21 protein-coding genes are annotated in these 25722 nt (G+C 64.9%); 16 read left to right on the forward strand and 5 right to left on the reverse strand.

The window, feature by feature from the left end; genetic code table 11:
- Positions 1-78 precede the first annotated feature (78 nt).
- The gene (locus FJ936_RS21480) at positions 79-1602 is read right to left on the reverse strand and encodes a formyl transferase (protein ID WP_141906950.1); all 1524 of its coding nucleotides are present in this window, start codon (positions 1600-1602) and stop codon (positions 79-81) included.
- 283 nt (positions 1603-1885) lie between these two features.
- Between FJ936_RS21480 and FJ936_RS21485 the strand changes: the two genes are divergently transcribed.
- Entirely contained in the window at positions 1886-4018 is a 2133-nt protein-coding gene (locus FJ936_RS21485) for a Wzz/FepE/Etk N-terminal domain-containing protein (RefSeq protein ID WP_141906951.1), read from the forward strand.
- A gap of 1 nt (position 4019) precedes the next feature.
- Positions 4020-5375, forward strand: coding sequence for a VpsF family polysaccharide biosynthesis protein (locus tag FJ936_RS21490; protein ID WP_181166487.1), 1356 nt, complete (start codon positions 4020-4022; stop codon positions 5373-5375).
- A gap of 42 nt (positions 5376-5417) precedes the next feature.
- Here FJ936_RS21490 and FJ936_RS21495 read toward each other — a convergent pair whose 3' ends face one another.
- Positions 5418-6686: a cellulase family glycosylhydrolase gene (locus tag FJ936_RS21495; RefSeq protein WP_141906952.1), complete on the reverse strand. Its 1269-nt coding sequence runs from the start codon at positions 6684-6686 to the stop codon at positions 5418-5420.
- Positions 6683-7852, reverse strand: coding sequence for a DUF1972 domain-containing protein (locus FJ936_RS21500; protein ID WP_141906953.1), 1170 nt, complete (start codon positions 7850-7852; stop codon positions 6683-6685). The genes FJ936_RS21495 and FJ936_RS21500 overlap by 4 nt, the downstream gene beginning before the upstream one ends.
- Positions 7853-8293: 441 nt before the next feature.
- Here FJ936_RS21500 and FJ936_RS21505 point away from each other — a divergent pair, with 441 nt between their 5' ends.
- From FJ936_RS21505 to FJ936_RS30955, 12 genes are all read left to right on the forward strand, one after another.
- Positions 8294-9463, forward strand: coding sequence for a glycosyltransferase (locus tag FJ936_RS21505; protein ID WP_141906954.1), 1170 nt, complete (start codon positions 8294-8296; stop codon positions 9461-9463).
- Complete coding sequence (locus tag FJ936_RS21510) at positions 9460-10761, forward strand: hypothetical protein (protein ID WP_181763157.1); 1302 nt, start codon at positions 9460-9462, stop codon at positions 10759-10761. Before FJ936_RS21505 ends, FJ936_RS21510 begins: the two co-directional genes overlap by 4 nt.
- A 9-nt stretch (positions 10762-10770) precedes the next feature.
- Positions 10771-11991: a GNAT family N-acetyltransferase gene (locus FJ936_RS21515; protein ID WP_140788421.1), complete on the forward strand. Its 1221-nt coding sequence runs from the start codon at positions 10771-10773 to the stop codon at positions 11989-11991.
- A gap of 34 nt (positions 11992-12025) precedes the next feature.
- Complete coding sequence (locus FJ936_RS21520; RefSeq protein WP_141906955.1) at positions 12026-13249, forward strand: GNAT family N-acetyltransferase; 1224 nt, start codon at positions 12026-12028, stop codon at positions 13247-13249.
- Between the two features lie 112 nt (positions 13250-13361).
- Positions 13362-13586, forward strand: coding sequence for a hypothetical protein (locus tag FJ936_RS21525; protein ID WP_015316844.1), 225 nt, complete (start codon positions 13362-13364; stop codon positions 13584-13586).
- Between the two features lie 94 nt (positions 13587-13680).
- Complete coding sequence (gene ligD / locus FJ936_RS21530) at positions 13681-16188, forward strand: DNA ligase D (protein ID WP_140788425.1); 2508 nt, start codon at positions 13681-13683, stop codon at positions 16186-16188.
- Between the two features lie 313 nt (positions 16189-16501).
- Positions 16502-17407 carry a Ku protein gene (locus tag FJ936_RS21535; protein WP_140788427.1) on the forward strand — a complete coding sequence of 302 codons (906 nt, stop codon included), beginning with the start codon at positions 16502-16504 and terminating at the stop codon, positions 17405-17407.
- Entirely contained in the window at positions 17404-18537 is a 1134-nt protein-coding gene (locus tag FJ936_RS21540; protein WP_140788429.1) for a tetratricopeptide repeat protein, read from the forward strand. The genes FJ936_RS21535 and FJ936_RS21540 overlap by 4 nt, the downstream gene beginning before the upstream one ends.
- An 88-nt stretch (positions 18538-18625) precedes the next feature.
- On the forward strand, positions 18626-19270 hold the full coding sequence (locus FJ936_RS21545; protein WP_140788431.1) for an alpha/beta family hydrolase: 645 nt from the start codon (positions 18626-18628) through the stop codon (positions 19268-19270).
- A gap of 4 nt (positions 19271-19274) precedes the next feature.
- Entirely contained in the window at positions 19275-20045 is a 771-nt protein-coding gene (locus tag FJ936_RS21550; RefSeq protein ID WP_140788433.1) for an exodeoxyribonuclease III, read from the forward strand.
- Between the two features lie 474 nt (positions 20046-20519).
- Positions 20520-21242, forward strand: a complete 723-nt coding sequence (locus FJ936_RS30950; protein WP_246680507.1) for a hypothetical protein — start codon at positions 20520-20522, stop codon at positions 21240-21242.
- Positions 21239-22081 carry a WD40 repeat domain-containing protein gene (locus tag FJ936_RS30955; RefSeq protein WP_246680508.1) on the forward strand — a complete coding sequence of 281 codons (843 nt, stop codon included), beginning with the start codon at positions 21239-21241 and terminating at the stop codon, positions 22079-22081. Before FJ936_RS30950 ends, FJ936_RS30955 begins: the two co-directional genes overlap by 4 nt.
- Before the next feature lie 687 nt (positions 22082-22768).
- On the opposite strand, the gene FJ936_RS21560 is transcribed toward FJ936_RS30955, so the two are convergent.
- Positions 22769-23509, reverse strand: coding sequence for a sulfotransferase family protein (locus FJ936_RS21560; protein ID WP_140663473.1), 741 nt, complete (start codon positions 23507-23509; stop codon positions 22769-22771).
- A 211-nt stretch (positions 23510-23720) separates the two neighbouring features.
- On the opposite strand from FJ936_RS21560, the gene FJ936_RS21565 reads away from it, so the two are divergent.
- On the forward strand, positions 23721-23966 hold the full coding sequence (locus FJ936_RS21565) for a hypothetical protein (RefSeq protein WP_015316854.1): 246 nt from the start codon (positions 23721-23723) through the stop codon (positions 23964-23966).
- A 474-nt stretch (positions 23967-24440) separates the two neighbouring features.
- Positions 24441-24740 carry a DUF1236 domain-containing protein gene (locus tag FJ936_RS21570; protein WP_140788437.1) on the forward strand — a complete coding sequence of 100 codons (300 nt, stop codon included), beginning with the start codon at positions 24441-24443 and terminating at the stop codon, positions 24738-24740.
- 85 nt (positions 24741-24825) lie between these two features.
- Here the strand turns inward: FJ936_RS21570 and yghU are convergent, their stop codons facing one another.
- Positions 24826-25692, reverse strand: a complete 867-nt coding sequence (yghU, locus tag FJ936_RS21575; RefSeq protein WP_140788440.1) for a glutathione-dependent disulfide-bond oxidoreductase — start codon at positions 25690-25692, stop codon at positions 24826-24828.
- Positions 25693-25722: the final 30 nt, after the last annotated feature.

A 25722-nucleotide genomic window follows, 5' to 3' on the forward strand; every position in this document is an offset into this window, starting at 1 on the left:
CGTGGTGGAAAATATCTTCCGGACCATAATCAACCTCAAGCAACCAGCGCGGGTGGCCGGTAGTAACAAACGTTTAGGTTAACCACCGCCACCTCTTTTCCAGCGCGGCGCGATCGCCGAGCCGTCGATGAACTCCAGGCCGCCCGCCTCGTTGAGCGTGTGCAGCTTACGCCCACTCCATAGCGCGCCGGGGGTTAAGATCGTCTCGACACGCTGCTCCATGCCGTTCAAATCAAGGTGAGTGACGCGTGCGATGCCAAGGGCGCCGCCGTAGCTCCTGCGGCAGTCCTGTACCGGACGCAGCAACTGGCCGTCACGTTCGACCATGCGTCCGGCCGGCCGCGCCGAGGCGATGTCGATCAGCACCGGATTCCTGGGATGCGGCGTCCAGGGGCCGCGAAAGTCAGGCGCCGACCACAGATGCAGCGCGTCCGAGAAGGCGCCGCCGCCGTCCCGGGCGCTGCCTTCACCGTCCCGGACGGTGGCGAACAGCCACCACGAGCCGCCATGCTCGACCAAGGTGGCGTCGCTGGCGACGATGTCGGACAGCAGCGTCGCTTCCTTGACCCATCCGCCCGGGAAGGCCGTGGCGCGGTAGAGATCCACCGTCCGGTTGGCGCAGCTTTCCGGCACCATCCAAACCTCGCCATCACGCTCGAAGACGAAGGGGTAGGAGAGATGGTAGGGCAGATCGAGCACCGGCTCCGGACGGCCGATCGGCCCCGACGGACCAAAGGGCACGGCGGAAATGATGGCTCGGCCCAGGCGGTGGATATAGTCCTCGACGAACAGGGTTACCTGTCCCTGATGAAGGATCGGGAACGGATCGGCGTAGAAGCGGCTGCCGTCGTCGGGCAATTCTCGCCAGCCAGAGGCCGGATGCGCGCGCAGGTCGAACAGATCCCGCCCGCCGGTCTGGCGCCAGCCGACCTTCCAGTGCGGGGCGTTGTAGCAGAGATGGTAGATCTTCTGGACGACGCGGCGCGCCAATGCCTTGCCCGCCCTGACGCCGAGCTTGCCGGCCGAGGGCAGCGATGGCGGCCCCCTGCCGTCCTCCGGCTCGGGCAGGGCGGGTAGGGCGCCCCGCGCCGCGCCCGTCACCGCCGCCAGGATCAGGCTTGCCGTGCGCGCCAGCATGTCTTGGAACGAGGCGAGCGCGATGCCGCCATATTCGGTGCCCAGGCGTCCTTCGGCGACGACGGCGCCGTTCTCCTCGATGCAGGCCCGCGGGGTCCGGCCATCGAGGATCGACGCCAGCAGGGCCGCTTCGCCGCCGGCGCCGTCATAGGTCACATGCCATACGCGTGTTCCTTCCGTTCGCACATCGCCGCAGAGGTCGAGCACGAGGTCGGGCGCGGCGGCGGGCTGCGTGCGGTAGGGTGCCAGCGCCGACAACGGCAGGCGCTTGGCCAGGCCGTCCGCGGGCAAGCCGTGGATGACCGTTTCAAGCTGGAACAGTGCCGCGACGCTGCCTGGAATGCCGCTCCCGGCTGGGCGTGCGTCGACGCTGACCGCGACCTCGGCGAGCGCGGCCAGGCGCTGCAGCAGCAGCAGGTGAAAGGCACGGAGGCAGTCGCTGTCCAGGCGCAGGCTCACCTGCATGTCGCACCCCTAGAATTCTGATGTTCGGTATTGGCCGGTGTTCGATTTTTAGGCACGATCGGTGGGCGACAGTCGGACTGGAGGAAGATGTTGCTCCAATTCCATTCGTTTCCCGCTCGCTTGCGCCCTGTCAACACGGCCCATGCCTCTGCTACGCAAACTCCGTGCCAAAAATCAGAAGAGCTCCCAACATAATTAACAGTGTTTTAACAGTTGGAGTAATAGCTAAGCTTAAGCCGCAATTTAAGCTTTTGGGGCACATGGAGTGTTGTCGGAGCGACCTTTGCAATCATCCCTGCTCTCGTTGCCGCAACAACACGCTCCAGAGGTGATGCAATATGCGCCGGAGCCACCGCCGGCCGCGTCCTATCCGTCCTCGACCGTCGAGCTGGGTGACCTGAAGCGCATTCTGGTGCGCCGCCGTTTCCTGATCCTCGCCACCGCCGCGCTGCTGACCCTCGGGGCGCTGCTCTATGGACTGTTCACGCCTGCGCTTTACAGCTCGGTGGCGGAGATCATCGTCGATCCGCAGGACCTGCAGGTGGTCACCAACGACGTCAATCCGAGCCGCGTTCCGCCTGATGGCGGCATCACCATGGTGGAAAGCCAGGTTGCCGTCGTCCAGTCGAGCGGCGTGCTGCTCAGGGCAATCGCGGCGACCAACCTGACCGAGGACCCGGAATTCAACGGGCAGGGCGGGTTGTTGAGCCGCCTGCTCGCCGGCGTGCTGGGCTCGGGCTCGGCCGAAACCGACAAGGCGGGCAAGACGCTCGATGCGCTGCGCCGGCGGCTTGCGGTCAAGCGGGCCGACAAGGTGCTGGTCCTCGACGTGATCGTTACCGCCAAGAGCGCCGACAAGGCGGCGAAGCTCGCCAATGCCATCGCGCAGGCCTACCTGGCGGATCAGGCGAGCGCGCGCGCGAAGATGGCCACGGATGCTTCCGACTCGATCACGGCGCGGCTGGACGAGCAGCGCAAGCGCGTCCAGCGGGCCGAGAATGCGGTCGAGGCCTACAGGTCGGCCAACAACATGGTGATGGCCGCCGGCAATCTGGTCAGTGACCAGGAACTGACCGAGATCAACACGCAGCTCGCCGCCGCGCAGAGCCGCACCGCGACGCTGAAGGCGCAGGTCGACCAGTTGCGCCGGTCCGGCGGCGCGCCGGACGCGACCTCGGAAGCGATGCGCTCGGCGGTGATTTCGAGCCTGCGGGCGCAGGAGGCGACACTTGTCGACCAGGTTTCGCAGCTCGGCACGGAACTCGGGCCGCGCCATCCTTCGATGATGGCGGCCCAGCAGCAATTGCGCGACACGCGCGCGCTCATCGCGCGCGAACTCGGTCGTATCGCCGCCGCCGCCGAAACCGACTACGAGCGCGCGCTGGCCAACCAACAGGCGCTGGAAGCGAAGGTCGCGGGCATGAAGAGCAAGTCGCTCGACACCGACCAGGCCTCGGTCAAGCTGCGCGAACTGCAACGCGATCTCGAGGCGGTGCGCTCCGTCTATGCCACCTATCTGCAACGGGCGCAGGAAACGCGCGAGCAGGTCAATGTCGACAGCACCAATGCGCGCATCATCTCCGACGCCATGCCGGCCCTGAAGAAGAGCTGGCCACCGCTGTTGCTGCTGGTGTTCGGCGCGTTCTTCGGCGGGCTGGGGCTCGGCACCGGCATGGCGCTGATCGCGGAATATTCATCGCCGACGGTGCTTTCCAGCGCGCAGATGCAATCGGCCATCGACGCGCCCGTGGTGGGCGTGCTGCCGGCGAAATCAGCGCGCCGCCGCTGGTGGCCTTTCGGCGGCGCCGCCGCGCCGGCCGGACAGAAGATGGACGCCGTCGCCGGCCTGGCGTTGAGACGCCTGTTCTCCTCCAGCCGGCGTCCGCCGAACTGGCCACTGGTACCGTCGATCCTGGTGACGTCGGCGCCAGAGGACGCGGCGCAGCGGGGCCGGGTGGCGCGCCTGCTGGCCAACGCGGCGGCTGCCAGGGGCAGCCGTGTCCTGTTCATCGACACCAACAATGCCGGCGGCAGCCAGAAGGAGCCGCAGCCAGGTCTCCTCGACGTGCTGCGCGGCGAATACGCCTTCGAAGCGCTCAGCCAATACGCGCCCGGCAGCAACGTCGCGCTTCTGGGCAAGGGTCGGCCGAAGGCTGCTTTTTCCGAGGCGCAGGGCGTCTATTTCACACAGCATATGCTGGCCCAGGCGAGCCGCAATTTCGAACTCGTCGTCGTCGATGGCGGCGCGCTGGCCGACAATCTCAACGCCTCACCGCTGGTCGCCATGGTCGACGAGATTGTGCTCGTCGCCACGCTGAACGCGACGCCGATGCGCGATGTCACGGCGGCCTGGCAAGCCATTTCGGTCATGGGGCGGTTGCCGACGGGCGCCTTGCTGGTCGACGAGGCGGCCTGACATGGCTGCCATCCGGGGCGCCGCCCGGTCCGCCACCCCGGCGGCCGGCTGGGCTGGCCAGGGTCAAGCCCCGACCGCGCCCCGCACCGGCAATTCCGTCGACTGGGTGACCGGCTACGGCCTTGTGGCGGTGGTGGCGCTGCTGTTCAGCATTTCGGGTGGCATGCTGTGGCTGGTGGGCTACAATTACGACGGCCTGACCGGCAATCCGGCGACCAAGATCCATCCTTCCACCTATCTGCTCGTGCTGATGTTTGCTTGGCGCGCCTGCACGTTCGGCAACCCGGTAGGCTATACGCTGGCCATCGCCGACAGGCGGCCTGCCAGCGCGCTGCTAGCCGTCATGTCGATCATGCTGCTGGTCGTCGTCATCGTCAGGCAGCGCCCCGGCATGGCCGGCATGATCGACACGTTCGTGGCGGCGGCGCTGCTGGCGATGATGCTGGCCGAGGCCGACGAAAAGACGTTCGCCCGCATGCAAACCGTGGTGCACGCGGTGATGACGGTCAACGCGCTGCTGGCGCTGTTCGAGTTCGCCACCAAGACGCTGGTCTTTCCCTACCGGCTCGACGGCGAGGTGTTCATGAACGACCTGCGCTCGACGGCGCTCCAGGGCCATCCTCTGTCCAACGCCACGATCACCTCGATCTATGTGCTGGCGCTGCTCTCCGGTTCGAAATCCCTGTCCATGCCGCTGCGGCTCGGGCTGATCGGCCTGCAATGCGCGGCGCTGGTGGTATTTGGCGGGCGCTCGGCGATGGTGACGACGATCGCGCTCGGCGGCATCTATCTGCTTTTCAGTGGCGTGGCTTATCTGCGGCGAGGACGCATCAGCCTGCCGGGTGCCGCCCTTGCCGTCATGCTCGCCTCGCTGCTGCCGGTCGTGGTGGTCATGCTGTTCTCCTACGGCTTCTTCGACGCGCTGCTGGAGCGCTTCGTGTCGGACAGCGGCAGCGCCAATGCCCGCGTCGAAATGTTCGAGTTGTTCAAGCATTTCGAACTGCGCGACTTGATTGTGGGGCCCGACATCGATCTCATCGAAAGCCTGCGCCGCATCAACGGCCTCGAACAGGGTATCGAGAACCCGATCATCCGCCTGCTCCTCTATCAGGGCGCCTTCTTCACCCTGCTGTTGTTTTTCGGCTTCGCGCTGTTCATGCACGAAGTGGCACGCCGCTGCCATCCCGGCATCTGGCTGCCGATGCTGGGCTGGCTGATCCTGCTCAACACCTCCGAAAGCCTGGCGTCCAAGACGACGCTGATGACCAAGTTCGTGGTGATCGCGCTGGCGCTTTACAGGCCGGTGCGGCCAGCGCGGACGGCGGGGCGTCCGGGCGCACAAGGGGTGCCGAGGTAGCGCTCTACGGCGACAAGGAACTCGGCCGCATTTGGAAGGCGGTTATTCCGGCATCCTCAACCCGAGTGCATCCACCATCGCCGGGTCGAGCGAGCGGGTTTTGTCGTCCATCATGCCCATGCCGTCGAACAGGTCCCAGAAGGCCCAGGGGAAGCCGGATGCCTCGGCGCTCTGCCTGACATCGGCGATGTAGCGGGCGCGGTCGGGATTGGGGGCGGCGACGTAGCGGGCGTCGGTGCGCAGCGCGCCGAATTCGCCCATGATGACGCGCGTCGGGGCGATGCCGTGGCTGTCGGCCCAATCGCGCGCCTGGCCGATATATTTGTCGACGAACCAGCGATCTGGCCTGGCGTCGAAATAGACCTTCAGCACGCGTTCGGTTTCGGCATAGGCGGCCTGCTTGTCCGCTTCCGAGGTTTCGGTGTCCCCCGCCATGCGGGCCCTGACCGAGGCCAGCGTCCGTTCGAGCGAACCGGCGGAGGCTGGCCATGGCACGTTGTTGAGCGCGCGGTAGACCGGCTCGCGCATCCAGGGTGCGCCCTGATGGCTGAACAGATAGGGTTCGTAGAAATGGAAGGTGAACAGGATCGGCTCGAAGGCCACCAGCGGTTCCGGATCGAGCGCGGCAAGCCCGCTCACCATCGAGCCGCAGCCGCCGGTGACGACCAACGGCAACGTCTGGGATGACGCCCTGGCCGCCGTCAGGAGGGCCGCCTGGACGTTCGACCAGACGTTAGAGGAGCAGGATTGCGGCGGTTCGTTGACCGGCTCCAGTGCTACCATGCCCGACGGGAACCGCTGCAGCCTGCCGGCAAGCGTGCCGACCACCGCGCGATAGGCTTCGAATTCGGGCGCGGCCGTGCTGGAGACCATGCGGTCGGGATTCCAGTAATGGGTGGCGCCGTTGGCCTGCACGTTGACGATGATGCCGAGATCCGCATCGATGACTGCCGCGACGGCATCGTCCAGCATCGCCAGCAATTTTGTGCGCGTGGCGGCATCGGCGGCCAGGAACGGGCCGGGATCGACCGGCAGGCGGACGAAGTCGAGCCCGGTCCGGCGCAGCCGGCGAAGGTCGTCCGGTGTCGGCACCGGCCGCTGCGACTGGAAGGGCGGCCAGTCATAGTCGGTGCGCGGCGCGGGAAACTCACGCGTCAGCGCGAACCAGGGCCAGGCGTTGACGCCGCGGCGAAAACGCCATTCGCCGGTGGCGGCCAGCGCGGGCGATGCGGACGAGAGTGCTGCCGTTGCGGGCACCAGCGCCGTCGACAGCGCGGTCCTCAGCAGCCGCCGTCGCGACCAGCCCGTCATACGGCGCCGGGCGAGGGACGGTCGACCGGTTGGGCTGCGGCGGCGCTCACGCCCAGAAGCCGGTAAGCTTCGGTTTCATAGGCAAGCAGGACATCGTCCCAGCGGAAAGCTTCGTTGGCGCGGGCTCTCGCGGCCGCGCCGCAGGTCCTGACCAACGCGTCATCCTCCATCGCCTGCCGCATCCGCTCGGCGCAACTCTGCCGGTCGGTGAAATAGATGGCGGCCGCGCCGGCGGTCCATCTGTTATAGGGGTTGTCGTGGGCGATCACCATGTTGCCGGCGGCCAGCGCCTCGACCAGCGACGGGTTGGTGCCGCCGACGGTGTGGCCATGCAGATAGGCGCGCGCGTGAAAACGCAGCGCCTTCACCGCCGCCTGGTCGTAGATGGCGCCGGGCAGCACCACCGAGGCGTTCGCCGCCTTGCGGACGGCGGCATGGTAAGGGATATCGGGGGAAAGCGTGCCCAGCACCACCAGCTTCATGTCGCGCTTCTGGCTGCAGAAGGCTTCGACCATGGGCAGAATGTTGTTGTCGGGCTCGATGCGCGCGATCGAGATCAGGTAGTTGCCAGGCTCAAGGCCGAGCGCGCGCACCGGCGCCTCCGGGGCCGATGTCACCGGGTCGGCGCCATAGGTGATGGTGGCGATGGCGCTGCGCGGCCGGCGCGTCGCCAGGTGATCCGCGATCACCGGATGGTCGGCGACCAGGCGGTGCGAGGCCCAGGCGCCGATCCATTCGTTTAGCCAGAACCATGTGCGCGCAGCCATACCCCATTTTGGCCGGCGCCACTCGATGCCGTCCATGTTGGTGATGATCTTGCGCCGCATCAGCCTCAGCCAGGTCAGGAAGACCGCGCCATTATAGCCGAGCACCAGGCAGATGCCGGGCCGCCGGGCGGCGTCGAGCACGCATTGCCAGTCGAATTCCAGCGTCGCGCGGGGACCTTTCGAGGCGACCTGGACATGGATGAGATCGATGCCGTTCCAGGTGTCGACACGCACCCTTTGGTCGACCCGCTCGACCTCCTCCTGGCAATAGACGCCGACCTTCCAGCCGCGCCCGGCAAGAAACAGCGCCAGCCTCTCGGCGAAGGTTTCAAAGCCACCATGGGCCGCTGGAATGCCGCGCGTCCCGAGGATCAGGATGGTGGGCATTTCAGGTTTCATGGCTGCTGGCGCTTTCAAGTCCGCTCGATTCCGCAATGCGCGGCCGTCCCTCTGGAAACCACAGCCCAGCGAATATCCGTGCCAGACTCAGTTCCAGCCATCATCGCACCGGGGTGTAAAATATTTCTTCCAGCGGCCGGAGTTGTTTCACTATCGGTCAACTATCCCAGCGTATGTGTATCGAAACAAGGCAATGCCGCGACCGGGCGACCTGCAGACGGAGAAATCAGGGCCGGCATGATCCTTGCTCATGGACTTCTGTGCGCCACACCGGCGGAGGACGTGCAGCATTTGGTATGGTGATCCGGGTTCTACATCCGCTCGTCACCATGCCGGCAACAAGTGAAGTCCAAAGGGGTGTTGGGCTTGAAGTCTCCAGTCGCCTGTTCTGTCAGGCGGCGGGATCGTCAAACTACCCCTGGCAGAAAGATGCATGGGAATATGCGGATTGCATGCGTCCATCAGGGCTATGAACTCTATGGTTCCGATCGCAGCTTCGCGGAGAGCGTCGCCGCGTTGCGCGCCGCGTTTCCTTCAGCCGATATCGAGGTCGTCCTGCCGCGCAGCGGACCGATCGTGCGGATCCTCGAACCGCATGCGACCCGGATCGTCTTCGAGCCGCTCTGGGTGCTGAGGCGCCAGGCGATTGCGCGCCTTGCCACCATCGAGATGGCGCGGCTGCCGGTCGCGGTGCTGAGGGCCTGGCGGCGGCTCCGGGATTGCGATCTCACCTATGTCAACACCTCGATCGTGGCCGACTATGCGCTGGCCGCGCGCCTGCTGCCGCACAAGGCCGTGCTGCACATCCACGAAATTCCCGAAGGCGCCATGCGCAGGATCCTTGTTGGCCTGATGCACTGGAGCCATGCCGATCTCATCTTCAACTCGCGCGCCACGCGCGCCGCGTTCGGCGAGCCCAGATCCGCGCGCTCCCATGTGGTCTATAACGGCGTTGCCGGCCCGGCCGCGGCCGAAGCGACGACCTATGACGGCAAGCGGCCGCTCAAGGTGCTGCTGCTTGGCCGCATCAACAGGATCAAGGGCCAGGAAGTGCTCTTGGAGGCGATCGCCTCGTTGCCGGCGGAACTCAAGTCGAGGATCGAGGTGCGGCTGGTCGGCGGCGCCTTCGAAAGTACCGAGCGCGAACGTGCGCTCGCCGAACTGGTCGGCAGCATGGGGCTCGGCGGACGCGTCAGCGTGCTGCCCTTCATCCCCGATCCCTCCGAGCATTATCGCTGGGCCGATATCGTCACCGTGCCCTCGCGGCGTCCCGAATCGCTCGGCCGCGTCGCCATCGAGGCGATGGCCTACGGCCGGCCGCCGCTGGTGTCGGCGATCGGCGGGCTGGTCGAGGTGGTGAGCGACGGTGAGACCGGCTGGCATGTTCCGCCCGGCGATGCCGCCGCCCTTGCAGCCAAACTCGAGGAGATCATCCTGCGGCCCGAGGCCTGGCGCTCCTTTGTCGCTGCCGGGCGGGCGCGCTACGAGGCGGTCTTCAGCGAACCGGTCGCGGCGGCGGCGATCGCGGCGATAGCCGCCGACAAGCTGAAGACAGCCATCGCCAGGCCGGGGCGGACGGCAACCACCCGCCAGGCGGAGACACGGCCGTGAAACTTCCTGGCCATCTGGTGCGGCGTCTCGTGCTGATGATCGGCGGCGAGGCGATGCAGAGCGGCTTCCACTTCGCCCTCAACATCGCGCTGCTGCACATGCTTTCGGCGCAAGGCTACGGCCTCTTTGCCATCGGCATGGTGATGGGCGGCGTCGGCCTGTCCTACATCAGGTCGCTCACCGCCGTTCCGGCCTCGATATGGATGGGCAAGAGCACCAACAGCGCCGGCGTCGATGCCTATGACGTCGCCTTCGGGACGGCGGCGCTGGTCGTTGCCGTGCTGATGGCCGTCGGCACGGCGATCGTGATGCATCTCTTGGGCGACCCCAGCGGAATTGCCGCGGGCTGTTTCGTTGGCGCATGGTCGCTGCGCAGCCACATGCGCACGGCCTTCTTCGCGCGCCGCCAGCAGGTGATCGTTTCCGTCAGCGATGCCGCCTTCACGATCGCCGGCACGGTCATGGCCGGCCTGGCGATCTGGCTGGCCAAGGACGCGCTGCAGACCGTGTTCTATGCGCTTGCGGCGGCCAATGTGTTTGGCATCTTCGTCCTGGTCAGGCTGGCGCGCCGCACGATGCGCATCAGCTTCCGCATGCCGACGCGGCGGCGCTATGCGAGGCTGTGGTCCCAGCTCTGCTGGTCGGCATTCAGCGCCACCACCACCAACATCCAGGGGCAATGCCTGGCGCTGCTGGTCGCGGGGATTGCCGGGCCGGCCGCCTATGCGCCGCTGGCGGCGGTGCTGGTGCTGTTCGCGCCGCTGCGCATCAGCAGTCTTGCCTTCGTGAACATGACGCAGCCCGAACTCGCCAAGCTGATGCGCAACAACGAAACGCGCCGTGTCTGGGCGCAGGCAAAGCTGTGGGCCGTTGTCATGGGCCTTGGCGCGGTTGTCTATGGATGCGCCATCCTGTTCGTCCTGCCGATGATAAAGTCCCAGGCTCTCCAGGACGCGTCGGTGGGATTCATCGGGTTTTTCGTGATCGCGAATTTCGTTCCGATCATGCTCTACATCATGCCCCGCATCGTGCTCGAGATAATGGGTGACTTCCGCATCGTCGCCTTCATCACCCTGGGCGGCGCCATCGTCGGGCTGGCGTTGATCGCCATCCTGCTGTCGATCGCCTCCCCGCCATGGGCGCTGCTGGGTTCGGCGGTGTCCGAGATCTTCGTGCTCGTGGCATCATGGTATTTCGTGCATCACCGCATGTGGAACATCGAACACCCGGACCAGCAGCGCGACAGCCGCCTGGGCTCCTGGCGACGGGCGGTTTCGTTCGCCGCGGTCAAGCGATAGGAGAAGGATGTGACAGGCCACGCAGTGCAAATTGCCGCGATGACCGACTTGCCTGGCGGGCAGGTCTCGCATCCCACCTCCGTCGCGGCGAACGACGCCTATACGGCAAAACTGCACACCAGCCTCGAGGCGGTCAGGCCACTCTGGCTGCGCCTCCAGGAAAGCGGTGTGTGCACCGGCCACCAGAATTACGCCTGGGCGGAAGGGATCGCCACGCGGCTGCTGCCGGAAGGCGCCGAACTCCTCATCGTCGAGGTGGGCGACGCCACGACTGGCGAACCCAGGATGCTGGTGCCGCTGATGCGGCGCAGGGCCTTCCAGCATTGGGTGGTCGAATGGTTGAGCTGTGGCGTCTGCGACTATTCGGCACCGCTGCTGGCCGATGCCAGCCCGTGGACGCGACAATCCGCGCAGGCTGCGTGGGCGGCGGTGCGCTCGGCGCTGCCGCCGGCGGACCGCGTCCACATCGTGGGGATTCCCCGACAGATTCAGGGCGTCGCCAATCCGCTGGCCTTGCTGTCGGCCACACGCGATTCCATCCAGACCACTTTCGGCCTCGCCATCGACGGCGATCCCGAAACAGTGCTCAAGCGTCTCTGCAGGCCATCCTTCGTCAAGGAATTCGGCAAGGACTGGCGCCGCCTCGAACGGCTTGGCAGCGTGGAACTGGTCGAGGCCGGGGCGCCGGCCGAGGTTGACCGTATCTTCGGCGAACTGGTGCGGATGCGGCTCGATCGCTTTCGCGAGCTTGGTCGCTTCGATCTGCTGACCCAGGAGAACATCGTCGAATTTTACCGGAACGCGGCTGTTCAGGGCCTGTTGGACGGTTCGGTGCGGCTTTTCGGGCTGCTCGTCGGCGAGGCTCTGATCGCGGTTCAATATCTGCTCGTGCATCAAGGGACTGTTCATGCTCTGCTGATAGCAATGGACCAGGGCGTCGTGCCCAATGTCTCGCCGGGGCTTGCAATCATGGGCAGGTTGATCGGCTGGGCGCGCGAACGAGGCTTTGGATATTTCGACCTGTCGGTCGGCAACCAGAGCTACAAGGAACATATGGGCGCCAAGGGTTCGGTATTGGTCGAACTCTGCCATGGGTTCACGATGCGGGGCAGTGTGGCGACCACCGCCATCGAGTTCCGCAGGCGGGTCGAGGCTTTCGTACGCTCCAGCCCAAGGCTGCTCAACGCGGTCCAGGGAACAATGCGGGGTTTTCGGCGCTTGCGTGGATAATGCCCATGCGCCCCAGAACGAATGGGAGAGGCATGTGGCAAGCCAGGCAGTGCGGTTGGTCGCGACGGCGGATGCACCGGTTCAACCGATTTCGCCGGTTAGAGCAGGCATGGGCGCCACCGCGCACTATACGGCGCGGCTGCACACCAGCTTCGACACCGTAAGGCAGCTCTGGCAGCGTCTTGAGGAGACCGGTTTGTGCACCGGCCACCAGGACCTTGCCTGGGTGGAAGGGATCGCCGGGCGGCTGATGCCCAAAAGCGCCGAGCTGCTCGTCGTCGAGGTCAATGATGCCGCCACGGGCGCGCATGTCATGCTGCTGCCGCTGATGCGGCGCCGGGCGCTCGGCCACTCCGTGATCGAATGGCTGAGCTGCGGCGTGTGCGATTATTCGGCGCCGCTGCTGGCCGATGCCAGGCCTTGGACCAGGCAAAACGCCGACGCCGCCTGGGCCGCGGTCCGCGCCGTGCTGCCGCCGGCCGACCGCATCCATATTGCGGGGATTCCGCGGGAAATCCACGGCGTGGCCAATCCGCTGGCGCTGCTTTCGGCGGCGCGCGACTCCATTCAGATCGCCTCGGGTCTGGTCATGGATGGCGAGCCGGAGACGCTGGTCAAGCGTATCTGCAAATCCTCCTTCACCAAGAATTTCAACAAGCACTGCCGCCGCTTCGAACAACTCGGAGGCCTCGCACTGGTCGAAGCCGAGACGCCTGAGATGATCGAGGAGCAGTTCGGCAGGCTGCTCGACCTCAGGCTCAACCGCTTTCGCGAACTCGGGCGCTTCGACCTTTTGACGCAGGCGCCGATCGTGGAGTTCTACCGCAACGCCGCGCTGCAGGGGCTTTCCGACGGCTCGGTGCGGCTGTTCGGGCTGCGCGTCGGCCAGGCCTATCTCGCTGTCATGTACGTGCTGGTCATGAAGGGCACCTTGCACGCCCTGCTGCTCGGGATCGACCAGGACGCGGTGGCCAACGTCGCGCCGGGCCTGACGATGATCGGCAAGCTGATGGTGTGGGCACGGGCGCAAGGGCTCGGCTATTTCGACCTCTCGGTCGGCGGACAGGGATACAAGCAGCATATCGGCGTCTCGAACTCGGTGCTGGCCGAACTGTGCGAGGCGATGACGCTGAAGGGCAGGGGCTCGACCGCCTATATCAGGCTGCGCTGCAAGGCCGAGCTGTTCGTGCGCTCCAAGCCGCGGCTTTACAAGGCCGTGCAGGGCGTGATGCGCCGTTTCCGGCGGTTGAAGACCTGAAGGACGCCGCCCGCGAAATTGACAGGCGCGCGTGTCTCCGCCATCCTTGGGGCCAGTCGCCAGGCGGCCAAGAGCGGCCGAGTTCCGTGTCAGGCGACCGAGGGCGAAGCGCATGTCCACTGCCGTGAACGGCCAGAACTCCAAGCGCGCCGCGGTGCGCAAGGCACTTGACCGCCACAAGGTCTACGTCACCGCGCAGCGTTTCTCAGGCGGCACCTACAGTGCGCGCGTGCTGGTCGACGGCGAGGCCTACTGGGTGGATGAGTTCCGGCTGAGCCAGTTGCAGCAGGGTTTGTCGCCAGCCGAGCTGGAGCTGACGCCGGCGACGGACGACTGAGACCACGTGATAAATCGCGAGCGGTGCCAAGATAGCGCCCCACGGCGCGAAGGAACGAGGCGGTTGTTGGTTTCCGCCAGGCTCGGCTTTTGACATGCCGCCCGCCAAGCTCGGATCCTATCGCGCCAAGCGCGAGTTCTCGAAGACGCCGGAGCCGGCCGGCGGGCTGATGACCGGGGGCGGCAACCGCTTCGTCATCCATAAGCATCACGCTACGGCGGACCACTACGATCTGCGCCTGCAGGTTGGCGATGTCTTGAAAAGCTGGGCGGTGCCGCGCGGGCCATCGCTCAACCCAGCCGACAAAAGGCTGGCGGTGGAGACCGAGGACCATCCGCTCGAATACATCGATTTCGAGGGCGTCATTCCCGAAGGCGAATATGGCGGCGGGCCGATGATCGTCTGGGACACCGGCAGCTGGGCGCCGATGGACGATGTCGACAAAAGCCTGCGCACCGGCGCCTTCAAGTTCCGGCTGGCCGGCGAAAAGCTCAATGGCGGCTGGATGTTGACCCGGCTGAAGCCAAAGCCCGGCGAAGACGAGAACAAGAAGAACTGGCTGCTGTTCAAGGAGCGCGACCTCGCCGCCGACACGGGGCTGAATATCCTCGAAGCGCGGCCGGAAAGCGTGAAATCCGGCTTGCGCATCGAGGAGCTGGCAGCGCCACCTAAGCCGGCCGCGAAGTCCGCGCCAAAGCCCGGTTCGCTGAAGCCGGGCGACCTGCCGGGCGCGGCCAAGGCGCCGGCGCTGAGCCGCATCGAGCCGCAACTGGCGAGCCAGGTGCCGAAGCCGCCGGGCGGCGAAGGCCTTGCCGAGAATACGAACGAGCTCTGGCTGCACGAGATCAAATTCGACGGCTACCGCACCATGGCGCATATCTCCGACGGGCAGGTGCGGCTGATCACGCGCGGTGGCATCGACTGGACGAGACGCTATGGCGACTTGCCACATGCGTTCGCCAAGCTGCCGTGCCGCGAGACGATCATCGACGGTGAGATCGTCGTGCTCGATGCCAAGGGCATTTCCCGCTTTGCGCTGTTGCAGGACGCGCTGGCAGCGGGCGCCGGCAGCAAGCTGCATTTCTACGCCTTCGACCTGCTGCATCTCGACGGCTGGGACCTGATGAAGGTGCCGCTCATCCGGCGCAAGGCGCTGTTGGCCGAACTGCTTGGCGGGCTTGGCGCCAACTCCGCGATCCAGTTCTCCGACCATGTCGAAGGTTCTGGGCAAGCGCTTTACGACCAGGTGACGGAACTCGGCCTGGAGGGCGTGGTCTCCAAGCGCGCCACCGCGATCTATCAGAGCGGCCGCACCAAGAGCTGGACCAAGACCAAGGCACTCGAAAAGGACGATTTCGTCATCGCCGGCTACACCATTTCGGACGCGGCCGAGGGGCTGGCCGCGCTCGGCATGGCCGAGTGGGTGGACGGCGAACTGCACTATCGCGGCAAGGTCGGCACCGGCTTCGATGCCGGGACCGCGGCCGACCTGCTGGCCCGGCTTGGGCCGCTCACATCCGGCGCCACGCCGCCGGAAGGCGTGCCGCGCGAAATCATGCGCGAGATGCACTGGGTCAAGCCGCTGTTTTCGGCGCGCATCCATTTTGCCAACCGGACCGCGGACAATTCGTTGCGCCACGGAGTGTTCCGGGGCCTCAGGGATGTCGGCCTGTCGACGCCGGTCTCCTCGACGCGCAAGCGCCTGATCGCCGAAGCCGATCTCGCCACCATCTGGGTGACAAACCCGACGCGGCGGCTGTTCGGCAAGACCGGCCCGACCAAGCTCGACATCGCCGTCTATTACGCGCTGGTCGGCGACTTCATGCTGCCGCACATCCTTGGCCGCCCGGTGTCGCTGGTGCGCTGCCCGACCGGCCTGCCCAAGGACTGCTTCTTCCAGCGTCATGCGTTCACCGGCATGCCGCCTTCGGTGGTGACATTCCAGGCGACCAATTCCGAGGGCGAGACCAAGTCCTATCTCTCGGTCGAGGGCGCGAAAGGATACCTGGCGCTGGCGCAGTTCGGCGTCGTCGAGTTCCACACCTGGGGCACGCATCGCTCGAGCCTCGACAAGCCCGACCAGATCGTCCTCGACCTCGACCCGGGCGAGGGGATTTCCTGGCGCGAGGTGGTGGAGGCCGCCGTGCACATCAAGGGCGAGCTGGAGGGGCTTGGCCTGGTGCCGTTCGCAAAAACCTCCGGCGGCAGCGGTATCCACATCACCGTGCCGGTGACGCAAAAGCAGAACTGGAAGAAGCTGCATCAGGCAACCAGCGCCATATCAACGCATCTAGCGGCCACCGCGCCCGACACCTTCACCACCACAATGGGCAAGGAAAACCGCAAGCGGCGCATCTTCATCGACTATCACCGCAACGCGCGCGGCCACACCTCGGCCGCGCCCTATTCGCTGCGCGCCCGAACCAACCTGCCGGCCTCGACACCGGTGAGCTGGGCCGATCTGGAGGCGATCGATGCACCGCAGGATTTAAATTATGCGTCGCTGCCGGGGTTGCTGGAGACGTCGGGCGATCCGTGGGCTGAGATCGACGACTTCGCCAGGGATCTGCCGGTGGTCTCGGGAAAGGTAAACGGGCTTTGAGGCGCCCTTCGACGACCAGGGCTCCTGAACTTCGTCATCCTAGGGTCTGCGCGCTTCGCTCCTTGCTACGCCCTAGGATGACGAAGCGTGGAGCGTTCGCTGTGGTCGCCGGCGTGTCGGCTCAAACGCCATCGACGCTTTCGACAATTTGAATTATCTTGTCGCCGGTCCTCTCGCAGCCCCGGCGGGAAGATTTCGTCAGGGATTTGTCGGTATTGTGCGGGGTCGGTGTAGGATTTGCGCAGCCTTGTTCGTCCTTCGGACGAAAGCGCTGCGAAGTAACAGTCAGTGCATGGCCGCGTAGGAGTTCATCATGGCGCCCAGGGCAAGTTGGAAGGGTTACCTCAAACTCAGTCTCGTCAGCTGTCCGGTGCGGCTATATCCCGCCACCAGCGCCAGCGAGCGCATCTCGTTCAACCAGCTGCACAAGAAGACCCACAACCGCATCAACATGAAGCCGGTCGACCCTGAACTGGGGCTCGTTGAGCGGGCGGATCTGGTCAAGGGCTACGAGTACGAGGACAAGCAGTACATCATCATCGACGATGCCGACCTCGACGCGGTGCGCATCGAATCCAACCACACGATGAACATCGAGGCTTTCGTCGATGAGGACGAGGTCGACGTCATCTACCAGGACGCGCCCTATTACATGGCGCCGGACGGGGCGATGGCGGAAGAGACTTTCGCCGTGCTGCGCGAAGCGATGCGCAAATCCGGCAAGCTCGCCATCGCCAGGCTGGTGCTGTCCAGCCGCGAGCGCGTGGTGACGATCGGCGCGCGCGAGAACGGGATGTTCGTGTGCACGTTGAGGAACCCGAACGAAGTGCGTGGGACGGCTGAATATTTCGGCAACATTCCAGCCGGCAAGCCTGACCCGGAAATGCTGCAGCTTGCCGAAGCGCTGATCAAGCAGAAGGAAACCACCTTCGATCCGAAGAATTACGAGGACCGCTACGAGGTCGCGCTGATGACGATGATCCGCGAGAAGCTGAAGGGCCACAAGCCGATCATCGCGGCGGCACCGGAGCGCGGCAACGTCATCAACCTGATGGATGCGCTGAAGGCCAGCCTGTCTCAGTCGAAGCCGCCGGCCAAGTCGAAGAGCAAGGCCGACGAGGCCGACAAGCCCGCCGCGAAGAAGGCGGCCGCGGGTGGTGCGCCTGAAAATCCGCTCAAGGCCAACCTGCTCAAGGCGGTCGGCAAGAGCAAGAAATGACGGCACCGGCCGTTCCGGGCGCTGTCTTCGGCACGATCGGCGCACTGGCGGCGTTTCCGCTCAGGCTCGCCGCACGCGAGGTGGAGCGCCAGCACGGCCAGCTCAGGCGCGGCGTCACCCGCCGCACCACGCATGTCGTGTTCGGACGCGCATTGTTGGTCAAGGCGGGGTTGGTCAAGGCGGGACTCACCAAAAATAGCGATAGCGAGATCGAACGTCGCCTCGACGCCGAGCGCGCGGCCGGGCGCATTCTCATGAGCGAGAACGGTTTCCTGCGGCTGCTCGGGCTGATGAAGGCGCCCGAGGCCTCTTCGCTGTCGCGCCAATCGCTGATCGACCAGTCAAGGCTGTCCGGCGCCGATCTCGACAGGCTCAGCCTGTTCGACGCCTTCGAGCATGATGGCGAGCCCTATTCCTTCCGCGACCTGATCCTGGCGCGCAAATATGCGGGGCTGATCGCCGGGGGCGCGACATGGGGCGCGATCGCGCGCTCCGTCCACCGCTCCGGCCCGGTGGCTTCGCTGACCGCCAAGTCGCTCAATGTCGGCTCGCAGCACGGCCGCCCCGACGCCATCTACCTCGAAGGCGGCCAGAGCGAGCTCGACGGGCAGCTGCTGTTCGATCTCGGCGCCGCCGCACAAGGCGACGACACGCTGGAAGATTTGTTCGCCGAGGCGGAAGCCGCCGAGGAGAGCGGCGACCATGACGGGGCCGCCGCACTCTACCAGCGCTGCCTCGCCATCGATCCCACCGACGCCATCGCCGCCTTCAACCGCGCCAACTGTTTGCGCGGGTCCGGGCGCGTGGCGGAAGCCGCGCATGATTATGCCAGGGCGATCAAGCTCGATCCGGCCTTCGTCGAAGCCTGGTTCAACCTGGCCGGGCTGATGAGCGAGCAAGGGCGCGACGCTTCGGCGCGAAGGCATTTGCAGAAGGCGATCGCGCTCGACAAGACTTATGCCGACCCGGTGTTCAATCTGGCGCGGCTGGAGTTTGACGCCGGCAATCTGCTTGAGGCGCGGCGGCTGTGGATGCGGTACCTCGAGCTCGACGCGGTTTCGGAATGGGCAGGGGTGGCTGCCAGGTGTGTGCAGTTCGTGGACATGCATCTGGCGAAGTCGGCGGGATGACGATGGTGGGCGAAGGCCGCGATGACAGCCGATCTCTCGCTTCGTGGGGGGAGATCGGCAGCTTCGCCGTCGCGCGGGGTGTCACATCATGACCAGCTTCCTCTTCGACGGTCACGAGACCGCTCCCGTCACCATCCTGATTGCCCATGGCGCCGGCGCTTCAATGGACTCTCCCTCCATGACCGCCACCGCCAAGGCGCTCGCCGCCGCGGGCTTCCAGGTCGCGCGCTTCGAGTTCCACTATATGGCCGCGCGCCGCTACGGCCAGCGCAAGCCGCCACCGCGTGCCGAGACGGTGAACCCGGAATACATCAAGGCGATCGCCGACCTCAGGGCGAAGGGCGTGACGGGCAAGCTCATCATCGGCGGCAAGTCGATGGGCGGGCGGGTCGCGTCGATGATCGCCGACGAGATGTTTTCCAAGGGCGAAATATTAGGACTGGTCTGCCTCGGCTATCCTTTCCATCCGCCTGGCAAGCCCGAGCAATTGCGGACAAAACATCTCGCCGGGCTGAAGACGCCGACGCTGATCTTCCAAGGCACGCGCGACGAGTTCGGCACGAAGGACGAGGTTGCGACCTACAACCTTTCCAATGCAATCGAAGTTATCTGGCTGGAGGACGGCGACCATGATTTGAAGCCGCGCAAGAGTATTTCGGGTTTCTCTACCGCGGATCATCTGGCGACGCTGGCGGAGACGGTGAAGGCTTGGATGGGCAGGATCGCGCCCTGATCCAATGAAGATCGCCAGCTTCAACATCAACAACATCAACAGCAGGCTGGACAACCTGCTGTCGTGGCTCGGCTCCGCAAAACCCGATGTGGTCTGCCTGCAGGAACTGAAGGCGCGCGACACACAATTTCCGCGTACCGCGCTTGCCGATACCGGCTATGGCGCGGTGTGGAAAGGCGAGCCGACCTGGAACGGCGTCGCGATACTCGCGCGCGGTGCCGAGCCGGTGCTGACCCGCGATGTGTTGCCCGGCGACGATGCCGACCGGCAGAGCCGCTACATCGAGGCTGCGGTCAACGGCATCGTCATCGCCTGCCTTTATGCGCCCAACGGCAACCCGCGGCCGGGGCCGAAATTCACCTACAAGCTCGCCTGGCACGCAAGGCTGGAAGCGCATGCCGAACAGCTCATCGACACCGGCCTGCCGGTAGTGCTGGCCGGCGACTACAACATCGTGCCCGAACCGCGCGACATCTACGCCACACGCTCCTATGACGACAACGCGCTGGTGCAGCCGGAAAGCCGCGCTGCCTTCGCCGCGCTGCTCGAACAAGGCTGGACCGATGCGTTGCGCAAGAAATACCCGAAGGAGACGCTCTACACCTTCTGGGATTACCGACGGAACCGCTGGCCACGCAACGCGGGCCTGCGGCTCGACCACATCCTGTTGTCGACGACGCTGGTGCGCAAGCTCAAGGCGGCAGGCATCGATCGTGACGTGCGCGGGCAAGATGGCGCCAGCGACCACGCGCCGGTCTGGGTGGAATTGGGGTGAAAGGCATCGCGCGACGGTCGTCGCGTAAACCACGCAACGGCAACGCTGTCACAGCCTCAAGAAAGACAGAGCATCCCTGCCTGCCGATCGGACAGTGCCCCCAACATTATTGGCGGATATGTTCCCGGGTACTGAGATCAGCCTGGCAGTATCGGCGCCGAGGGCCCGGCCGTGACCGACTTCAGATTGCCCTTCTTGACCAGGATGGTCGTTCATAAATCTTCTTCATAGTGCAAGCTCTCCACTATATCCCGTCACGATAGTGACACATCACGGTCATCTGTCAAAGTTGTGAGGGAGATAGTCGAGGTTAGCCCACCGCAGCATTGCGGACTCTGGGCTCCAGGAGGCCGGGTGCCCTGGCGCAAATCCGAATACTGCGATCGGTATACACCAGGGCAGGAAACAAGAGCGGCGCTTTGCGGCATCCACCGGCGCTGATAATCTTGTCCAAATCGGCGGGCGGAGGGCGCGATGAACAGGTTGGCTGACAAGGTGCTGGCGCTTGTCCTGGCCGTGGTCGCGGCTGCCTGTCTGGCCCAGGTCTATCCGCTGATCGACATCCTGGCCGGGCGTGGCCTTGCCGGGCTCGACGTTGCCACGCTGCGGCCGGCGGCATATTCGGCGGCGGCACTTGCCTGTTTCATCGGTGCGTTGCTGTTCCTGGCGGGTCAATTGCCCGGCCGGCCCGTGCACGCGGCCGGGGTGCCGCTGTTCGGCAGGGACGCCGAATTGGAGCCGGCGGGCCGCCCACGCCTGCGCCGGACTTTCCTGGTGCTGCCAGTGGTTGTCTTGCTGGCGCTGCTTGGCGACGGGTTCGGCTCGTGGCGGCCGCATGAGGGTGGCGAGCATGTCGCCAGCGCGCCGCCCATGGAATCCGCGCCAAAGCCGGAACCGCCGGAGCCGTCGCCGGTTGCTCCGACACCGCCTTTGCCGCAGGCCCCGCCGCCCGAGCAGACGGCCACGCCGCCAGCCGCTGCAAACCCGCCGGCTTTGCCGGTGCAACCAGCTCCGCCGGTGGCCGCGCCTGCTGTTCCGCCGGCGTCTGCGGCCGCGACGCCGCCGGAGGTCGCGGTCATTCCGCCGCCGACGGTGGCGCCGTTGCCGCCGTCGCCGCCGGCGGCACCAACGCAGCCCGACGGCCATCGCGATGCGGTCGTCTGGCTGCGTTGGTGCCGGATGGGCGTTCGATCATGAGCGCCAGCACTGACCACATGATCAAGCTCTGGGACATGGGCGGCAAGCACCTGATGCGCAATCTCGGCGTGCACAAGGACATGGCGCGCACCGCGCTCTACATGCCCGACGGCATCAGCGCGCTGACGGCCGGCGACGACGGCGAGATCGTGCAGCGAAAACTCGCCGACGGCGCGGTGCTGCACGTCTTCCAATCCGGCCAGAACGGTGGCGTCAACAAGCTGGCGATCAGCCCGGACGGCAGGCGCGCCGTCAGCGGGCACGACACCGGCAACGTCATCATCTGGGACCTCGTCAACGGGTCCGTGCTGCATGTGCTGACCGGCCACGACTGGTCGATCAGCGCGGTCGCCGTCTCGCCCGATGGCAAGCAGGCCCTCTCGGGCAGCATCGACGGGACGCTGAAGCTCTGGGACATCGACAGCGGCAAGCAGTTGCGCAGCTGGCACGGCCATGAGCAAGGCACCTATGGCGCCGTGTTCACCGCCGACGGGCATCATCTGATCACCGGCAGCGGCGACCTGACGATCAAGGTCTGGGATGTCGACAGCGGCCGCGAGGTGAAGCGCTTCGAGGGCCACGAGGGCACGGTTTACGCACTGGTGCTATCGGCCGACGGCAAACGCCTGCTGTCCGGATCACTCGACGGCACCGCAAGGCTGTGGGACATGGCAAGCGGCAACCAGATCGCCATGTTCGACAGCCAGACCGGACCGATCTACGCCGTCGCCTTCGCCGCCGATGGCACGGTGCTGACCGGCGGCTCCGACCGCACCATCAGGGATTGGCCAGCGGCCGGTGGTGACGGCGTCGTGCTGTTTGCAGGGGCGCCGGGGTGAATGCCTGGAGACGCTGGGCCGGGGCATGGACGCTGGTCAAGTAATCGGGGCGCTTGCCATGGTCGACGCGGACGGGGGGCGCATTGTTGGGGTGTGCTCGGCGCCCGCGCCAACCAGGGCGGCTCGTACCGCCGCAACAACACCATCGCACATCGCCCACACGTCGGAAACTTCCGCGAAAGCGGAATAGGCAGGGGCTGCAAGACCCGGCATTCTAGCCGGGCATGATCGGCCAACCCCAGGCGGCTGGCGAGGCGGTAACGCAGTATGGCAAAGTGCTGGTCCCTGGATTGACCGGGGACGTTGCGTTGCTATCTGACTCGATGGGCTGCGGCCTGCGGATCGAACTGATCGGTTTTCCTTGTTGGACCAAGGTCTTGTTTCGTGCGCCCGAAAGTCCGAGAGGCCCCGTTCGGTTCCGGCAATGTCCATTGGACGTTCCGCTATTTTATCCAATCGAGATATGATCACCCGGCCTCGCCGCTAGGTTCAAGAACGGTAGCCTGCTCGGACAGGCATGGGCTGGTGACCGCCCGGCAGGGGAAGACAAGCGCAAAAGGTTCCGGCGAGAGCCGCTGCCAGCCAGCCTGCCCGCGTGAAAGCGGGTAGCTCTTGAGGTCGTTTGTTTCGGAGCGAAAAACTTGACCGCTCCATGCAGGCAAGGGATCGAACTGCCTGGGCTTGCCGTTACCCCAGCCACCACCACAATGCCGCGATCACCGCCGCGATGGCGGCCATCGTCAGCCCCAGCATGATGTAGGAGCCTTTGATGATGTCGCGGATGATCTTCTTGATCGTTTCGCGGTCGTTCAGGTTGGGGAAAGTTTCGTTTGGCTGGGCGACGTCGAGGAAATGGCAGAGCGGCCCCCAGCCTTCGCTGACGTTGAACACCAGCAGCTTTTCCGGCGGCACGGCTGCTTTCACTTCGTCGACATAGCTGGCGTAGCGGGCAACCGCCTTGTCGCGGTCACCCATGACGCCGGCCAACGTGCGGCCCCAGATGAGCTTGCGCGACATGTCGCCGAACTTGCGGCCGAACGGTGTGAGCCATTCCAGGACCTTGAACTGCCACAGGTTCTCGGTGAAGTAGATCGTGTCGATGGTGCTTTCATACCAGGCCTCGGCGCCGCGTGGGTGTAATGTCAGCAGCACCTTGGCGTCGGGGTAGGCAGCCATCAATTCCTTCCAGACGCAGCAGCCTGGATTGTCGACGGTGGCCGTATAGCTTGCGAACACGCGGTTCCAGTCGTGCTGGGTGCCGGGCGGGCTGTTGGCCACCGCGCGCCAGAAATCAAGATGGCCCTTATTGGCCTTGTTCATGATCACTTCCTGCATATGATAGCAGGGCAGGCCGAGCCTGTTAAGCGCTGCAAAGGTCGACCATGTGCCGGTGCGGCCGAAACCGGCGCCGATAAGCTTGAGCGTCATTTCCAATCCCCACCGGACTTCTTTTCCCTGATATCGCGGTCCGCGAGCATCAAACTGCTCCTGCCGGGGCCGCCCCGCAACAAACTTCTACATGGATGCCTAGGCGGACGCCATACTTGCGTAGTTGCTAAAATAATGAAAGCCTGTGCGCGGGTGTGGAGATGGGCAGGGAGTCGCCGGACCGGAATCGGTTCGGCGATCTTGATGGTCGATGTATTTTGGGTCTTTTCTCGTCGGGATGTCGGCGACCACGATCGTTGTCGCAGTGTGGACCTATATTGCTACCGGTTCGTTCTGGGTGGCGCTTGGCTGGACAGTGGTGGTCCTGGTCGTCCTGCAGGTCGGCTATTTCGTGCTCGTCGTGGGGCTGATTTACAGGCGCGCGCAAAACGTCGCGATGAGCCCGGATGCAGTCAACCCGGTGCCGCCGCTCCATCGGGACGGCGTCCGATTCTGACGAAGAGCTCCCGCTCCGGTATCGAGCGTTGCGCACCTTCCGCCAAATCGCGGCGGCCGGTGGAACGAAGCTGTGATGCGTGCGTTTTTCCTGCCTCGATCGGTGAGGCGCCACCTCCACCGGTCCGTTGAAGGCCCGTTCTGCTCCCGGCAGGGCGGGCCTTTTTGGAGCCGGTAGGGCATTTGGAACGACATTCTTCGGTATACGTTAGTTGTTGCTAAGGAGCGGGTAATCCGAGAAAGAGGCGACATTGCTTGCGCTGCAAAGCGGGATGTTTTTGCTATTCCCGCAAATTAGAAGAAGTTTCTTCAGAAAAGAAAAGCATGCCGGTGCTTATCTTCACATGTGTGCATAATAAAATGTGGCATGTTTCTGGTTGTGCGCCACATTTATTTCACAAACAAGGATGGAACCTCCCAGTTGCGTGAGAGTTTTCCCTGAGGCGGAGCGAAATACCCAATCATGGAGGTTGTTATGAAACATTATCTTACGAGCGCCGCGGCTGCCATCGTCCTGCTGGGCGGTGTCGGAGCGGCCCTGGCGGACACGATCGTGGTCCAGCCGGAACAGGAGACCGTGGTTCGCGAATACATCAAGAAGGAGCCGCTGGCGTCGGTGAACCTGCTGGGCGTCGAGCTCAAGCTCGGCTCGTCCGTGCCGGACAAGGTCGAACTGCGCGAAGTCCCCAATGTCAAGTATCGCGTTGCGGTGATCAACGATCAGACCGTGCTGGTCGACCCGGACACCCGTCAGATCGTGGGAGTTCTTCACTGATCCGTCTCATGCATCAAGCAAAAAGCCCATCACCGATTTAATCCGGTGATGGGCTTTTGTTTGTCGCCCGCCAGTTCTCCAGAATTTACTCGGCGGCCAGCTTGTCCTGCGTCCTGGTGTCGAAGTCGCTGGCGTCATGGCGTTCGTGCAGTTGCATGGACGGTTCGCCAAAGGCGCGGTTGACCATGCGGCCACGCTGGACAGCGGGCCGTTCGTCGATCGCCTTTGCCCAGCGCTGAACGTGCTTGTAATCGTGGACCGACAGGAATTCGGCGGAATCATTGTACATCCGGCCGAGCGCCAGCCCGCCATACCAGGGCCAGACCGCCATGTCGGCGACCGAATAATCCTTGCCACCGAGATACTCGACCTCGGCCAGCCGGCGGTCGAGTACGTCCATCTGCCGCTTCACCTCCATCGAGAAGCGGTCGATGGCGTATTCGAACTTCTCCGGCGCATAGGCGTAGAAATGGCCAAAACCGCCGCCGAGATACGGCGCAGAACCCATCTGCCAAAACAGCCAGGACAGCACTTCCGCCCGGTCCGGCTGTTCGGTGGGCAGGAATTCACCGAATTTTTCGGCGAGATAGACCAGGATCGAGCCGGATTCGAAGACGCGCAACGGGGTCTTGCCGCTGCGATCCATCAGGGCGGGGATCTTGGAATTGGGATTGACCTCGACAAAGCCGCTGCCGAACTGGTCGCCATCGTTGATCCGGATCAGCCAGGCGTCGTATTCGGCGCCCTTGTGGCCAAGCGCCAGAAGCTCCTCCAGCATCACCGTCACCTTGACGCCGTTCGGCGTCGCCAGCGAATAAAGCTGCAGCGGGTGCTTGCCGACGGGCAGGTCCTTGTCATGCGTCGGACCGGCGATCGGCCGGTTGATGCTGGCAAAGGTGCCGCCATTGGCCTTGTTCCAGGTCCATACTTTCGGCGGGGTGTATTCAGTCATTGCACGGCCTCTTGTCGTGGGAAGGATGGA

This window comes from Mesorhizobium sp. B2-4-13, assembly GCF_006658535.1.
Classification (GTDB): Bacteria; Pseudomonadota; Alphaproteobacteria; order Rhizobiales; family Rhizobiaceae; genus Mesorhizobium; species Mesorhizobium australicum.

Coding starts and splice junctions, on each gene's coding strand:
- yghU (WP_140788440.1), bottom strand. CDS start 25,692: ATGACTGAATACACCCCGCCGAAAGTATGGACCTGGAACAAGGCCAAT.
- FJ936_RS21540 (WP_140788429.1), top strand. CDS start 17,404: ATGACGGCACCGGCCGTTCCGGGCGCTGTCTTCGGCACGATCGGCGCA.
- FJ936_RS21490 (WP_181166487.1), top strand. CDS start 4,020: ATGGCTGCCATCCGGGGCGCCGCCCGGTCCGCCACCCCGGCGGCCGGC.
- FJ936_RS21560 (WP_140663473.1), bottom strand. CDS start 23,509: ATGACGCTCAAGCTTATCGGCGCCGGTTTCGGCCGCACCGGCACATGG.
- FJ936_RS21570 (WP_140788437.1), top strand. CDS start 24,441: ATGAAACATTATCTTACGAGCGCCGCGGCTGCCATCGTCCTGCTGGGC.
- FJ936_RS21505 (WP_141906954.1), top strand. CDS start 8,294: ATGCGGATTGCATGCGTCCATCAGGGCTATGAACTCTATGGTTCCGAT.
- FJ936_RS30955 (WP_246680508.1), top strand. CDS start 21,239: ATGAGCGCCAGCACTGACCACATGATCAAGCTCTGGGACATGGGCGGC.
- FJ936_RS30950 (WP_246680507.1), top strand. CDS start 20,520: ATGAACAGGTTGGCTGACAAGGTGCTGGCGCTTGTCCTGGCCGTGGTC.
- FJ936_RS21480 (WP_141906950.1), bottom strand. CDS start 1,602: ATGCAGGTGAGCCTGCGCCTGGACAGCGACTGCCTCCGTGCCTTTCAC.
- FJ936_RS21525 (WP_015316844.1), top strand. CDS start 13,362: ATGTCCACTGCCGTGAACGGCCAGAACTCCAAGCGCGCCGCGGTGCGC.
- FJ936_RS21565 (WP_015316854.1), top strand. CDS start 23,721: ATGTATTTTGGGTCTTTTCTCGTCGGGATGTCGGCGACCACGATCGTT.
- FJ936_RS21495 (WP_141906952.1), bottom strand. CDS start 6,686: ATGACGGGCTGGTCGCGACGGCGGCTGCTGAGGACCGCGCTGTCGACG.
- FJ936_RS21550 (WP_140788433.1), top strand. CDS start 19,275: ATGAAGATCGCCAGCTTCAACATCAACAACATCAACAGCAGGCTGGAC.
- FJ936_RS21500 (WP_141906953.1), bottom strand. CDS start 7,852: ATGAAACCTGAAATGCCCACCATCCTGATCCTCGGGACGCGCGGCATT.
- FJ936_RS21535 (WP_140788427.1), top strand. CDS start 16,502: ATGGCGCCCAGGGCAAGTTGGAAGGGTTACCTCAAACTCAGTCTCGTC.
- FJ936_RS21545 (WP_140788431.1), top strand. CDS start 18,626: ATGACCAGCTTCCTCTTCGACGGTCACGAGACCGCTCCCGTCACCATC.
- ligD (WP_140788425.1), top strand. CDS start 13,681: ATGCCGCCCGCCAAGCTCGGATCCTATCGCGCCAAGCGCGAGTTCTCG.